The organism is Bacillus glycinifermentans, from assembly GCF_001042475.2.
Lineage (GTDB): Bacteria > Bacillota > Bacilli > Bacillales > Bacillaceae > Bacillus > Bacillus glycinifermentans.
In genome coordinates this window covers 30,583-44,413 of record NZ_LECW02000035.1, presented here as the reverse complement: position 1 = coordinate 44,413, position 13,831 = coordinate 30,583, and the positions used below count along the sequence as shown (strand labels likewise).

General features: G+C 46.7%; 14 protein-coding genes. 4 read left to right on the top strand and 10 right to left on the bottom strand.

The window, feature by feature from the left end:
• Positions 1-30 precede the first annotated feature (30 nt).
• From AB447_RS18135 to AB447_RS18120, 4 genes are all read right to left on the bottom strand, one after another.
• Positions 31-1,404 carry a sucrose-specific PTS transporter subunit IIBC gene (locus AB447_RS18135; protein WP_048406563.1) on the bottom strand — a complete coding sequence of 458 codons (1,374 nt, stop codon included), beginning with the start codon at positions 1,402-1,404 and terminating at the stop codon, positions 31-33.
• Between the two features lie 372 nt (positions 1,405-1,776).
• Complete coding sequence (locus AB447_RS18130; RefSeq protein WP_048406564.1) at positions 1,777-2,982, bottom strand: MFS transporter; 1,206 nt, start codon at positions 2,980-2,982, stop codon at positions 1,777-1,779.
• Between the two features lie 102 nt (positions 2,983-3,084).
• A complete protein-coding gene (locus AB447_RS18125) occupies positions 3,085-3,408 on the bottom strand; it encodes a YckD family protein (protein WP_048406565.1) in 324 nt (107 codons plus the stop codon).
• Between the two features lie 90 nt (positions 3,409-3,498).
• Positions 3,499-4,692 (bottom strand): macrolide family glycosyltransferase, encoded by a 1,194-nt coding sequence (locus tag AB447_RS18120; RefSeq protein WP_048355114.1) that lies wholly within the window; start codon positions 4,690-4,692, stop codon positions 3,499-3,501.
• 107 nt (positions 4,693-4,799) lie between these two features.
• Between AB447_RS18120 and AB447_RS18115 the strand changes: the two genes are divergently transcribed.
• Positions 4,800-5,378, top strand: a complete 579-nt coding sequence (locus AB447_RS18115; RefSeq protein ID WP_048355086.1) for a TetR/AcrR family transcriptional regulator — start codon at positions 4,800-4,802, stop codon at positions 5,376-5,378.
• A 38-nt stretch (positions 5,379-5,416) separates the two neighbouring features.
• Here the strand turns inward: AB447_RS18115 and AB447_RS18110 are convergent, their stop codons facing one another.
• The 5 genes from AB447_RS18110 to AB447_RS18090 all read right to left on the bottom strand — a co-directional run bounded on the left by AB447_RS18110 (position 5,417) and on the right by AB447_RS18090 (position 9,685).
• On the bottom strand, positions 5,417-6,133 hold the full coding sequence (locus AB447_RS18110; protein ID WP_048355087.1) for a YfjL-like protein: 717 nt from the start codon (positions 6,131-6,133) through the stop codon (positions 5,417-5,419).
• Positions 6,111-6,665: a hypothetical protein gene (locus AB447_RS18105; protein WP_048355088.1), complete on the bottom strand. Its 555-nt coding sequence runs from the start codon at positions 6,663-6,665 to the stop codon at positions 6,111-6,113. Before AB447_RS18105 ends, AB447_RS18110 begins: the two co-directional genes overlap by 23 nt.
• 238 nt (positions 6,666-6,903) lie before the next feature.
• Positions 6,904-7,365 carry a DUF6884 domain-containing protein gene (locus AB447_RS18100; protein WP_048355089.1) on the bottom strand — a complete coding sequence of 154 codons (462 nt, stop codon included), beginning with the start codon at positions 7,363-7,365 and terminating at the stop codon, positions 6,904-6,906.
• A gap of 50 nt (positions 7,366-7,415) precedes the next feature.
• Positions 7,416-8,804: a 23S rRNA (uracil(1939)-C(5))-methyltransferase RlmD gene (gene rlmD, locus AB447_RS18095; protein ID WP_048355090.1), complete on the bottom strand. Its 1,389-nt coding sequence runs from the start codon at positions 8,802-8,804 to the stop codon at positions 7,416-7,418.
• 17 nt (positions 8,805-8,821) lie between these two features.
• Positions 8,822-9,685: a DNA-3-methyladenine glycosylase family protein gene (locus AB447_RS18090; protein WP_048355115.1), complete on the bottom strand. Its 864-nt coding sequence runs from the start codon at positions 9,683-9,685 to the stop codon at positions 8,822-8,824.
• Between the two features lie 136 nt (positions 9,686-9,821).
• On the opposite strand from AB447_RS18090, the gene corA reads away from it, so the two are divergent.
• From corA to AB447_RS18075, 3 genes are all read left to right on the top strand, one after another.
• A complete protein-coding gene (gene corA / locus AB447_RS18085) occupies positions 9,822-10,781 on the top strand; it encodes a magnesium/cobalt transporter CorA (protein ID WP_048355091.1) in 960 nt (319 codons plus the stop codon).
• A gap of 65 nt (positions 10,782-10,846) precedes the next feature.
• Positions 10,847-11,458, top strand: coding sequence for a hypothetical protein (locus AB447_RS18080; protein WP_048355092.1), 612 nt, complete (start codon positions 10,847-10,849; stop codon positions 11,456-11,458).
• 122 nt (positions 11,459-11,580) lie between these two features.
• Positions 11,581-12,462, top strand: a complete 882-nt coding sequence (locus AB447_RS18075) for a hypothetical protein (RefSeq protein WP_057957683.1) — start codon at positions 11,581-11,583, stop codon at positions 12,460-12,462.
• Between the two features lie 202 nt (positions 12,463-12,664).
• Here the strand turns inward: AB447_RS18075 and AB447_RS18070 are convergent, their stop codons facing one another.
• Positions 12,665-13,768: a glycerol dehydrogenase gene (locus AB447_RS18070; protein ID WP_048355095.1), complete on the bottom strand. Its 1,104-nt coding sequence runs from the start codon at positions 13,766-13,768 to the stop codon at positions 12,665-12,667.
• Between the last annotated feature and the right edge of the window lie 63 nt (positions 13,769-13,831).

Sequence of the window (13,831 nt, the reverse complement as noted above, 5' to 3'; positions counted from 1 at the left end):
TTCATCCCTGTTTTGGTAATGAAAACGGAACTATTCTTTTTCCTCTTTCAAGCCAAGACACAGCGTCGCAACGAACGCAGAAACCGCGGCAATCGCAAAACCGATCAGGTAATGAACGAGATTGGCGGTTCCGAGCGGCAAAATGATCGAAATCATCGGAATGCCGGTCAGCCCGTATGAATTGGCGGCGACGTGGACGAAGGTCACATATGCACCGCCAAGCGCGCCGCCGATCGCTGCACCGATAAACGGCCTGAGATATTTTAGGTTGACGCCGAACATCACGGGTTCGGCGATTCCGAGAAAGGCGGTAAGTGAGGCGGGTATCGCAATCTTTTTGATATCGGCGTTTTTCGTTTTAACAAATGCGGCAAGCCCGGCTCCCCCTTGAGCGACGTTGGCCATCGACCAGATCGGAAGCAAAAAATTGACGCCGTATTCGGGATCTGCAAGCAGCGACGCTTCGATCACATAAAAGCTGTGATGCAGGCCGCTCAGGACGAGCAATGAGTAAAGTCCGCCAAATAACAGTCCGGCAACCGGTCCCGCATATTGATAAACAAAGCCGAGGCATTCACTCATCAAATGGCCGATGAATAAAGAAACAGGCCCCATGATAAACAGTGCGGCAAATCCTGTAACCATCACCGTCACAAACGGAATGACAAGCAAATCCAAAGAGCAGGGAACGATTTTTTTCAGCAGCTTTTCAATGCTGCTCATGATATAAACGGACAACAGAACCGGGATGACCGTCTCCTGGTATCCGATCAATGGCACTTCAAGCCCGAAAACATTAACGGTTGGCAGTGCTTTGCTGCCGAGCAATGAAGGATCGAGCAAATCCGGATGGGTGAGAATACCGCCGATGACCGCTCCAAGATACGGATTCGCACCAAATTGCTTTGCCGCACTGAATCCGAGCAGCACAGGCAGAATGATAAATGCTGAACTCGAAAAAATATCGAGCATTTTCATAGCCGGGACGTCCGCTGCGCTTAGTCCAAATTCTTTGAGGACCCCGATCAGCCCCTTGATCAGCCCGCTTGCGACCATTGCCGGAATGATCGGGACGAATATATCAGACAATGTTTTTGCAAATCTCGTAAAATGATTCATTCGAGATTGCGGTTCTATCTCCTTCTCTATTGGAGCCGGTTCACATAATTGAAGCATTTCTTTGTAGATTTTATTAACGGTACCCGCTCCGAAAATGATTTGAAATAAGCCGTACCTAAAAAAAGTCCCTTGCACGTGCTCCAGCTCTTCGATAGAGGCAATATCTATTTTTGTATCATCTTTGACATTGAAACGCAGCCTTGTCGTACAGTGGCTGATATCGATGACGTTTTCGCTGCCGCCGATCCTGGACAACAGTTCTTTTGCGATTTCTTTATGCTCCATAACCGGTGCCTCCTCCTTCAATTTTTTTATCCTATCAAATGAGCAGCCCGCGATCAAAATGAAAAATGTGACATTCGGGAAAAACGCGTCGGCAACCTAACGAAAAAAGACCTAAAACATGCAAAAGACGTCTGCCGATAGGCGCAATAAAGCGCACTAAAGGAGTAGGTCCTTTATCACATTTTAGGTCTTGCCTGCTTTACCAGTAACAAACCCGCCGATATTTTGTTCTTATTACGATTCTATTCTGTTCAGGCTTTTGCATCAATAGTACTATTTTCACAAAAAAGAGAAGGTGCGGCCACCTTCTCTCTACGTCTTTAAGCGATGTTTATCAGCTTTTCCCAATCCCTCTTTATGTCCTTCGCTCAATTAAGCAAGCTCCTGCTGCTTCGTTTCCGTTCCCAAAAAGAGAACGGCGCTGACGGCTGCCAAAACCGCCAGGCAGAAGATCAGGAAAATGACGGAAAGCGATGTGCCCTTGCTGACGAGACTTCCCACAAGAAGCGGCCCCAAAATCCCGCCGATTCTGCCGAACGCAGCGGCCATTCCGGCGCCGGTCCCCCTGATCTGCGTCGGGTACTGCTCGGGCGTATACGCGTAAAGCGCTCCCCATGCGCCAAGGTTGAAGAAAGATAAAAACATACCCGCCGCCAACAGGAGGGCAAGCGACTCGGCCGTTCCGAAAAAGTAAGCGCTGACGGCTGTTCCGAGCAGGTAAAGGATGAGGACCATTTTCCGGCCGGCTTTCTCGATCAGCCAGGCAGCCGAGAAATAGCCGGGCAGCTGGGCCAAGGTCATGACCAATACGTATTCAAAGCTTTGAATCATGCTGAAGCCTTTCATGACCATCACGCTCGGCAGCCATAAAAACATGCCGTAATAGGAAAAAACGACGCAAAACCAGACGATCCACAGCATTGCCGTCGGACGGACGAAACGGGCGGACCAGACGCTTTTTATACTGTCAACGATGGACGGCTTCCGCTCTTTAGCAATCGTGTCGTATTTTGGCGAGTCGGGAAGCGCCAGGCGCAGATACAGCGCGTAAAACGCCGGAAGCGCGGTAATGACTAAGGCGATCTGCCAGCCGTAATGCGGAATAATAAAATACGAAATCAGTGCTGCGGCCAGCCAGCCGAATGCCCAAAAGCTTTCCAGCAGGACGACGACCCTTCCCCGCCGCTCGGGTGCAACGGTTTCCGATACGAGCGTTGATGCGACCGGAAGCTCTCCTCCCAGCCCCATGCCGACAACAAAGCGCAAAACCAAAAATGCCGTAAGTGTCGTTGTCAAAGCGGATAAGCCGCTGCCCACCGAGAAAAACAGCAGGGTAATGATAAATACGTATTTTCGGCCGATGCGATCGGCCAATAGCCCGAACAAAAAAGCCCCGACAGCCATGCCGATGGAGTTGATGCTGCCGATCCAGCTCATCTCCTCCGGCGTCAATTTCCATTCCTCGTGTAAAGCAGCGATAATAAACGACAATATTCCGACGTCCATGGCATCAAAAAGCCAGCCGAGACCAGCAATGCCAAGCAGCTTCCGCTCGGAAGCCGGACGGTTTTTCTTCATACTCACTCACCTCTTAGCTGATTTTACATGAGTATTAGTTTACACCTGTCTTTACACTTTTGTCACGAAGAAATTGCGGCTGCCATCCCGGGGCTTGCGTTTTTATGGCATATGATGTTTATGGAACTTCTTTTCCTTGTCTTGATGCCACTTCGGCATAAACCCGTTCTTTTTCTCTTTGTCATAGCGTTGTTCAATATGGGATTTGATCTCTTTCCCTCTCTCTTGATCGATAATTCCGTACTCGACATACTTGTTGATCAGCTGTTTTTTCTTCTCCATAATATCCCTTTGCATTGAAGCCAGTTCACTTTTTTGCTGTTCTGTCAGATCCTGATAAACGCGCGTTTCCCCGTGCGCCTCAGAAAGCGGGACGAAGAAGGACAACGGCGCGATTACCAATAAAGACAGCCATAATTTACGCATTGCACAAACACCCTTTCTCAAAATTTATTCGTTCTATTCTTTTCTTTTTCAGGCGAATTATGCACACGAATGGTAAAAAAAGCAAACCGGTTAGCGGTTTGCTTTTTGGGCGGCATATTGATCAATGCGTTTAAGCGCTTCGTTCATCTCCATGCTGTTCTGGAAGCTCTCATCGATTTTTTGAATGTTTTCTTTATATCGGCTGTTGTTCAATACTTGATCTGCAGCGTGCCGCAATGTGTTCGCATCAAGCTTGTCTTTGAAAATCGGGTAGCCTGCATTTAATTCAGCAAGCCGCCCGGCGATCATCGGCTGATCCTTATCATGGGGCACGACGACCATCGGAACCTGAAAATGGATGCTTTCATTTACGCTGTTCATTCCTCCGTGAGTAATGAATACATCCGTTTCTTTCAACACTTCAAGCTGCGGAACATAAGGGGCTATGATGAAGTTTTCGGGAACGTCCTTCAAATGCGAGAAGTCGGCTCTTTCTCCCGCCGCTATCACGACGATGCCTTCAAAACAAGAGAACGCATCAATGCACAGGTTGAAAAATTCCGCCGTTTTGTCCAAAACCGTGCCCATTGAAATATAAATGACCTTCTTCCCCTTTAGCTTCTCAAGCGGAAAATCGTGCTTTTTGTCCAGCCGTTTCGGAAAGCTCGGGCCGATAAACAAATAGTCATCCCCGTACCGGTCGCTCTCAGGCTGGAAATAACGGCTTGTATACACGACGGTCAACTCAGCCCGGTTGCTCATAAATTGAGAGACATGGCGCGGGGATACTCCGTATGTTTCTTTGATCTCGGCGAGCAGGTCTACACATTCTTTGTCCATTTTGAGCGGCACGCCCGAATCCGGATGCATCGGCAGAATATCCAGATGCTCCTCTCCGAATAAGAATGAAGCAGATGACGCGACTCCCGGGATATTTAAATAATCCCTGACCAATTCCCCCGCACAGAATGTGTCATAATAAACGAAATCAAACTGAATGCTTTTTGCCAGTTCCTTCACGACCTCCAATATATACAGCGATGTCCGCAGGTGAATCTTCAAAAACGAAAGAAGACCGGAAGGAGACCCCGGATCGATACTCGCGGTTCTAAGCAAATCTTCATGCAGATGGACAGTCGCACCCACACCTTCCAATCTGTCTTTAAATTTTCCCGTTGTAATGTAATGAACATTGTCTCCCCTGTCAACAAAGGCCTTTGTGATGCCTAAAGTAGGGTTGACGTGACCTTCTGCCGGAAAGTTTACGATTAATACGTTTGCCACCTGTAAAACTCCTTTTCGTTCATTTTTAAACAGCTTGACATGCAAATGCCGCCTGTTTAGACTGATGTTAGTTACTACTAACTATCATAAAATGGAGGGATTTATGCATGCAAGAGACGAACGACCGGATTATTTCTGCTGCCTTGGACTTAATGCAAAATGACGGATTTACATCAGTTACAATCAAGGATATCGCCCTTTCTGCAGGCGTAAGCGAAATGACGGTTTACCGGCATTTCAAAACAAAAAAAGGCCTTTTGGAAGCCGCCGTTCAAAAATTTTCATATATCCCCGCCTTTAAAACGATCTTTGAAAACAGCATTACATGGGACTTGGAAAAAGATTTAACGCTGATTGCCGAATCCTATCTGCAGCTCATGGAAAACAACAAACCGCTGTATCTCATCGCCGTCCAAGAGGGAGAAAGGCTTTCTGATCTGTTTGGTTTTATTTTGAAGCACACGGAAGAACTCCTTCGTTATGTGACAGATTATATTGTCACAATGCAAAAGAAAGACCTGGTCAAAACAGGTGATGCAGGTTCGCAGGCTTTCGTGTTTCTGACAACTTTATACGGATTTTTCTCATCAAATGCGCTTGCTGCAGGCCGATTTCAAAAAATCGCAAAAGACGCATTTGTGAAACAGACGGTCGCCGCTTTTTACAGCGGATTGAAAAAAGAATAAATCCCTATCTCCAATCGCAGGAAATAGGGATGAATGGTTTATTGATTGAGTGTTTCAACATCGCTGAGCTTGATATCAGCGTCTTTTTCAAACGATACGGCATATTTGACATAACCGCTTTCCATATCTTTTGTGTCCTCTCCATCAAAATCATTTGCGTTGATATTGACATATCCATAATCATATCCTTGATCTTTCAAAACATGCTGAACCGTTTTCGCGGCGTGATAAACGTCTTCCTGATCGCTGTCTGCCGCATCCAGTACAAGTTCGATTTGCATCGGTCCATCGAGCTTGATGCCTTTGCTCCATTTTGTGTCATCTGCGAGTTTGTCCTTTAAAACCTCCAGATAAACGTCGACACCTACGAGACGGCTTACTTTTTGCTCCAAAATCGCTTTCAGTTCTTTTGAAGCTTCGCCGCCAAGCCGCTCCATCAGCTGCTCATCAAGATTCGCATCGTGAATGCCGTCAATGTTCACCTCCGGTTTGAAAAACCCGGTAAGCGTGAACTGATACGATCTTGTTTGATCGCCAACCTCCATGACATCAAACACATATTCGGCAAACTTAAAGTTGTATACGCCCTCTTCAATTTGCAGCTCCTTGTCAGGATAGCGGTCTGCCAAATAACGCTCAAGCGCTTTTTTCGCCAACATCCCGCTTACCGGGTTGCCGTTGAATGAATTGTATGCAACAAGTACGAAAGCTACGGTAATGAAAAGGAGCGCACTATATACGATTTTCTTTTTCATGACATGACCTGCTTTCTGTCAGTTTGATGCACAGCCAGCCGATAAAGCTTCCGACAACGGCGAATAAACAGTGAATCGCGGCGAGCCAGACTGCTCCATAAATCGAGCTGATCACATATTCCCCAAGCGTCGCTCCTTCGATGGCATCCCCGCCAGCGAGTTCTGCAAGCGAATCGGTAATTCCCCAAATGAAAATCGGAACAAATGAGAACAGGAAAACGATTCTAACATTCCGATAGAATAGATAGATTAAGAGGCCAAGGACCGCATACCACAATATGAAGCCAAAGCTTCCATTTAAAAGCGACATTTTAAGCGCGAGAAAAAAAGAAATGGCCGTAAACAAGATCTGATAAAGAGAAAGCCTGCGATCGATACTTTTCTTTTGAGGCGGGGTTTCTGTCACCAGCTTTTTGTATTCCGGGTTGTTTTTGACCTGCTCATCAAACCACTCCTCCGTCTCTTCGCTCAGCAGTCCTTCCCGGTAAAGAGGAAGCAAATCGCGAATAATATAGCGCATCTTATCTTCCATGGTATCCCTCCATTTCGTTTTGCCCTGTGAAAAAGATGCTCCGAGACCGGCTCTATACCGCTTGGAGCGAAAAGGCTTTTTCAACACATGTTTGGCAATGAAAAAAAGCGATCGTTTTGACCGCCGGCTGAATCCTCAAACCTGTGGACACCCTGCATTTTTCTTCCCAAGTATTTAGTGGCCGCAAGCGGTTCATTTGTTACACTTTTCATAAAAAAAGAGACAAAATGAAAAACATTCATTTTGTCCCAAGTTCTAATCTTTCATCCACGGCCTGCTTCAGCGCCTGAAGCATGTAGCCGATTCCCCGATACCCGGCAAGCGGATAGGTGATCTGCTGCTCTTTTCCAAACACGCTCATCAGGACGGGACGGTATTTTTTTCCGCCTAGCATCACGATTTCGTCATATTGCATGAGATGTTTCTGTTCGGCTTGCGCCTTCAGCGCATCAAGCGGCATGATCTCCGGGTGGCGCATACCGAAGGTGACGTCGTAGTTTTCCGGCACGATATCGTCCGGCCGCAGAAAACCGTGCTTGGCGGAGAGGATCGTCCAATCGGCAAAAAAGGTTTGCGCATATGTGCGGCACGCCTGATGGAACGGGCTGAGATACACGTTCCGCGCGGCAGACGGCCCCTTCGACGGGTCGATATCCCAGATCTTTTTCTTGCCGCAGGGGATGACGCAGAGTCTTTTCATCGTGTGTTCCTCCTTGTGATTTCGCTAAAAAACGCCTTGTGAAAGGCGTTTTATTTCAGCTTGAGCGATACGACACTCTCCACATGCGCGGTCTGCGGAAACATATCGACAGGCTGAATATATTCGACACGGTAATCTTTCGCTAAATACTGCAGGTCTTTGGCGAGCGTTGACGGGTTGCATGAGACGTAGACAAACCGCTTCGGCTTCACCTGTTTGATCGTGTCAAGAAACGTCCGGTCGCAGCCGGTTCTCGGCGGGTCGACGATGACGACGTCAGGGCGGAAGCCTTCTTTCGTCCACTTTGGCAGCCAGTGTTCGGCTGTGCCTGTGACATATCGGGCGTTTTCGATGCCGTGCTTTTTCATGTTTTTGTTGGCGTCTTCGATCGATTCTTTAATGACGTCCATACCGCGGATTTCTCCTGCGCCGTCTGCGACCCACATCCCGATCGTGCCGACCCCGCAATAGGCGTCGACGACCTTTTCTGTGCCGGTCAGCTTGGCGGCTTTTTTCACTTCGTCGTAGAGCTTGACGGTCTGGATCGGGTTGAGCTGGAAAAAGGCGCGGGCGCTCAGCTCAAATGAGACGTCTCCGAGAAATTCCTGAATGACCATATTGCCGGCAAGCAGCCTTGTATCTTCGCCGAAGATCACCGATGTTTTCGCTTTGTTGACGTTTTGGATGACAGATGTCACCTCAGGCAGGCGTTTTTTGATTTCTTCAGCGATCAGCTCCTTGCGCGGGAGTTCGTCTTTTGCCGTGACGAGCACGACCTGCACTTCTCCCGTTTCAAAGCCGGCTCTTGTGACGATCGTCCGCACGTCGCCGGTCCGCTTCCGTTCATCATAGACGGAGATGCCGAAGTCCTCGAGAATCTGCTTGACGGTCTGCGTCGTTTTGTTTGTCGCCGGATGCTGGACGATGCATTCAGTAATCGGAACGAGGCGATGCGAATCAAGCCCGTACAGGCCGGCAACCATTTTTCCGTTTTTCGTGCCGAGCTGGAATTGGCTTTTATTCCGGTAATGCCACGGGTTGTCCATCCCGATCGTCGGCCTGATCTCCATCTTGCCGATGTCAAAGCGGGTGTGGCGTTCAAGCGACTGAATGACGATGTCCCGTTTTTCTTTCAGCTGCTGATCGTATGCCAGGTGCTGAAGCTGACAGCCCCCGCACTGTTCATAGATGATGCAGGGCGGTTTGACGCGGTGCTCCGAGCGTTTGCGCACCTTTTTGACACGCCCTTCGGAAAATTTCGGATGAACCTTTGTCGCCTCGACGACGACTTCCTCGCCGGGCAGGGCGCCAGGAACGAAGACGACTTTTTTCTTAAAATAGCCCACGCCTTCGCCGTTAATGCCGAGGCGTTTGATCGTCAGCGGAAATTGCTGTCCGACTTTTATTTCTGCTGATGATCTTTTGCTTTCACGTTTCACTCATGTTCTCTCCATTTCTATTCAATGCTCCTCCATAAATACAGGGAAGCATAGCTTAAATAAGGCTGCCATTCCCTGCTCATTTCAAGCATTTCGTCTTTTGTCGGTTTATCTGTTAAGCCAAAATGGCGCTTGATCGCATTTTGCAGACCGATATCGGCCATCGGAAACAGGTTGGGCCGCCCAAGTCCGAAGAGCAGGACGTTTTGCACGGTCCACGGGCCGATCCCTCTGATTTTCACCAGCTTTTGCATGATCTCTTCATCTGTCAGTGATGCCAGCTCATCAAGGTTTAAGATCCCTTCTGCGATCATTCTTGACGTATCGATCGCATATTCGGACTTCCGCATGCTGAACTGAAGGTCGCGCAGATCGGCGTAATCGAGCTTTGCAATCGTTTCGGGAAGCGGATAAAACCAGACGCCGTCTTTCAGTTCGCCGAATGTATGAACGAACCGCTCCGTCAGCGTAAACGCGAACGACAGGTTCAGCTGCTGGTGGATGATGCATTTCATCAGGCAATGATACAGCTGAAAATCGAGGACTAGCGGCGTCCCAGCATGCTCTTCAAACAGCTTGGACAAGCTTGTTTTTGAAAAATGATCCAAAACGGGCTGAAGGCTTTCTTTCCAACCGAAAATCCGTTTCACTTCTTCCATCATCAGTTCCTGATCGTCTGTTCCGCTGACGACAAACTCAGGAGCGTCAACCGTTCCTGCCGCCCGCACCGTGACGATGGACGGCTCCTTAGCCTGATTGCGAAGCGGTAGCCTGACTTCCCGTTGTTCAAGGCTGACCGCATTGAGCGGATCAAGAGACAGTCTCTCAAGAACGCGGTCAAATTGATAAGGCGGTGTTACGCTTACGATTTCCTTCCACATGGCTTCCCATCCCTTTTCTTCTTTGTCCACAGTATACCATGTTTGCTTTTCACTTATAAAACGGCGGAAATTTAATTTTTAAACTGAATGATACCAGGTGCCGGGAGCATGCTATGATGAAGGTGGAGGGTTGCCAATGTTTACACATACCGCGATTACAAAAGATGGACGGCTTTTATCCGGCATTTCTACGGAAAGGCTGGCAGATCAAGACATAGAGTGGTATTGGACCGATTTCGATCAGCCTTCGGAAGAAGAAGCTTCTTTGCTGAAAGACCATTTTCACTTTCACCCATTGTCGATTGAGGACTGCTTTCATTATTTGCAGCGCCCGAAGCTTGATCAATATGAAGAATATCTTTTTTTCGTTATTCATGCTTTAAATCAAAAAACTTTGGCTTCTGAAGAAGTCGATCTATTCGTCGGAAAAAATTACGTTGTTTCATTTCATTTTCATCAATCAACGGGTATTGAAAAGGTGAGAAAGCGGTTTTTAGAAAATAAAGCGCTTTGGAAGAAAGGTCCGAACCACATTGCCTATATGATTATGGATCAGCTTGTCGACGAATATTTTCCAATCTTGTATCAAATCGAAGACCGGCTCAATGAAATCGCCGAAAGCGACAACCGGAAAACGTTTGGAACGCTGATGAACGAAGTGTTTGATATCAGAAGCGATCTCTTGAAGCTCAGAAGAACGATCATTCCGATGCGCGATTTGCTCTACCGGATCTTAAATATTGAGCATTTAAAAGATCACCGCGAACGAAAAGCCTATTACAATGACATCTACGACCATCTTCTCAAGCTGACTGAAATCGTCGAAAACAACCGCGACATGACTGCTGATTTAAGAGACAGCTACCAGACGCTGAATTCCAACCGGATGAACGCGATCATGATGACGCTGACGATTGTATCGACGATTTTCATTCCGCTGACGTTTATCGTCGGTGTATACGGCATGAATTTTGACAACATGCCCGAACTTCATTGGCGCTACGGATATTTTATCGTCCTCGGCGTCATGGCCGCCGTCGTCGCCGGCATGATCATCTGGTTTCGCCACAAAGGATGGTTTGACATTTTCAAGTAAAAAAGGAAACCTTTTAAGCACCGCTTCGACTACTATATGAGACGATATAAATGAGGAGGGGCAACATGAAGCTTCACAAAGGATCGGTCGGAATCGGCCTGATTGTGTTCGGTTTGCTGTTTGGCGCCAATACCCATCAGGAGTTTCCGGCAGGCGAAACGATCATCCGCATGTTTGGCGGACCCGTCCGGAGCCATGGCGGCCTTTATTACGCCGCTGTTGCCGGTATTTTTCTCGTCATTGCCGGATTCGTGCTTGCTTCGCTCCATTACAGAAAAACGCCGTGGATCCGCTTTAAGCTGTTCCTGTTTATAATGGGATTGACCGCACTTTACCCGCTTGTCACCGAGCAATTGATGGTTTTTCTGAAATGGAACGCAACAGGCCCCGATGCGGTCGAGTACATAAGCAGAGAAAGTACGTGCAGCTATGACGGGGATGAAGATGGCGGCGAGATGAACTGTACGGTCAAAGTGAACAATTATGGAGCAAACACCGAGCGGGTCTCGCTTTCGCCTGGCAATGTCTATGAATTTCACTTCAAGCCGGAAACGCTGGAAGCACCGCCCCATTCGCAAAAAACGTACGACATCACGTTCAAGGCCCCCGGGAATGAAGATGCGGGAATGTCTGGTGATATCGAGGCGCCGGAGTTTGTTATTGAGGTTTTAAAGTAAATATTTATTAAAATTTAGACTCACTTATTAAACTGCAGAAACCAAAAAAAGTCACTTATAAAGCAGTTAAACTTATAGCCTGCAGCAACAACGAATTGCAATTATCGAAGGAGCGATTAGTAATGGGGAGAGTCATTAATTCTGCATTATATCTTCCAAAAGGAACCGCAAAGGATTATATAGACGAAAAACAGAAAATGACTAGAGCAGAAATGCAAGAAAACATCATGCAATTTAAGATTTTATATGATTTCTATTGCCCTGAATGTAAGACACTTCTTACAATCGATAAACGTGGGTATTTTAGAGTTTTTTCGAAAACTCACCAACATCTTGATCATTGTTCTTATGGATATGAATATGTCAGCATGAATTATGAAATACAACAGGGAAAACATACTCTTTTAGACAAACCGAAAGTAGTGCCATCCCTTCCCCACACTTCAAATATTCAAACAGAATCCACTACCAAGGCAGAAAAATGTAACCGGGACTCACACAAAATAATACGCCCGAAATCAAAGTACAGCTCTAGAAAAAAAGGAAGCTTTCTTATACGAACCGTTGACGAATATTTTTATCACATAAATGATGCAAAAGAAAAAGGAAGAGGCCAAGAACTTTATAGAGTTTTTTCCCAAGAGAAAATTTCATATTCTCAAAAGGGTTACCCTTTTATGTATTCTAATCAAATAAAAGGAGTTCTTCCTGACTACTTCTTTGTTCAAGGTCAAATAAATAACCGCAGTAACTCTGATAAAAACGGAAAAATCCAATCGGCCACACTAAAATTCTATGACCATTCCAATGGACGCTATATTCCTAAACTATTCTTTGAGAATTCAAAAGTTAAAACTCAAGACATCTTAAATTCAATAAAATCATGCGAGACAATTGGTATCTTGGTAAAATGTAAAAAAGCATACACTTTCGAAAGCGATTCAACAACTATTCATATTATAGAGTTGGAAGTATACGATATCGACATTGATAGATATTCATAAACGCTAATAAACAAGATTCGGTGACTTGTAAAATAGAGCTGTTTATCATACATACTAGGTTAATTAATATAATCAAAAAATCATTACAGTAGTTATGTTTAATAACAAAGAAAAGTTTCACGGCTAAACACCTTTTTCATCAATTCTCCTTTCCCCATATCTAAAAAAACTGCTCCCCTCCCCGGGAAGCAGCTTGTCCGCCTTAATCGTGATAAGACTCTGCGATCGCGTTGGCGGCGATGATGGCGTTGTAGACGTCGTCAGGTGTGACAGGGAACGGCATGTTGCCCATTGTGTCGCCTTCCGCACAAGCGCTTTGAGCGACTTGGCGCCATTCTTCTTCGACGAATTCCTCGACTCCAAGGTCTTTTAATGTCAGCGGGAGGCCGACGCCTTTGATGAAGTTGATGACGGTTTCCAGTTCTTCTGTCGGCACGTTTTCAAGGACGAGCTGAGCGAGAAGGCCGAAGGTGACTTTTTCGCCGTGCTGTGCATGATGAAGAGCCGGTACGGCTGTCATGCCGTTGTGGATGGCATGGGCTGCGGCAAGTCCGCCTGATTCCGCGCCGACTCCGCTCAAATAAATCGTCGCTTCAATGGTATCTTCCACGGCGCGCGTCGAAATTCCGTTTTTGACAGCCTGCATCGCTTTTACGCCGTTTTCCAAAAGCGTATCATAGCAAAGGCGGGCAAGACCGAGACCCGTTGTTGAAGGCTTCATCAGCACAAGGTTGTCCCCGTTTGCGCGATAACATGCCCGCGCTTCAAAGTATGTCGCCAGCGCGTCACCGATTCCGGCGGCGAAAAAGCGCGGCGGCGCGGCAGATAAAATATCTGAGTCGGCGAGAACGACGTCAGGGTTTGTCGGCAAAAATAAATAGCGGTCAAATGCTCCGCTATGTTTATAGATGACGGCCAGCGCCGTACAAGGAGCATCGGTTGAAGCAATGGTTGGGAAAATCACAACCGGCAGATTTTCATAATATGCTGTCGCTTTTGCCGTATCAAGCGTTTTTCCGCCCCCGATCCCAACGATGATGTTCGCGCCTGCTTCGCGTGCAAGCTCCCTGTTTCGATCGATTTCTTCCTGTGTACACTCATAATTAAATTTTTCAAAAACGGCTTGATTGCCCGCTTTTTTAATGGATTCTCCGGCTTCTTTTTGGGCCCGTTCCAAAATAAATGCGTCGCAAATGATGTAAGCCTTGTCGCCTAAATCTTTAATATAATCGTTCATATTCTCAAGCAATCGTTTTCCCGTGATAAATTTTTTAGGTGATGTGACTGACTTCACTAAATTTGACATGGTAATTCCCCCTTCGAATATAATAATAAACCTATTTCTTTTTTAAATCTAGTAATATATGTA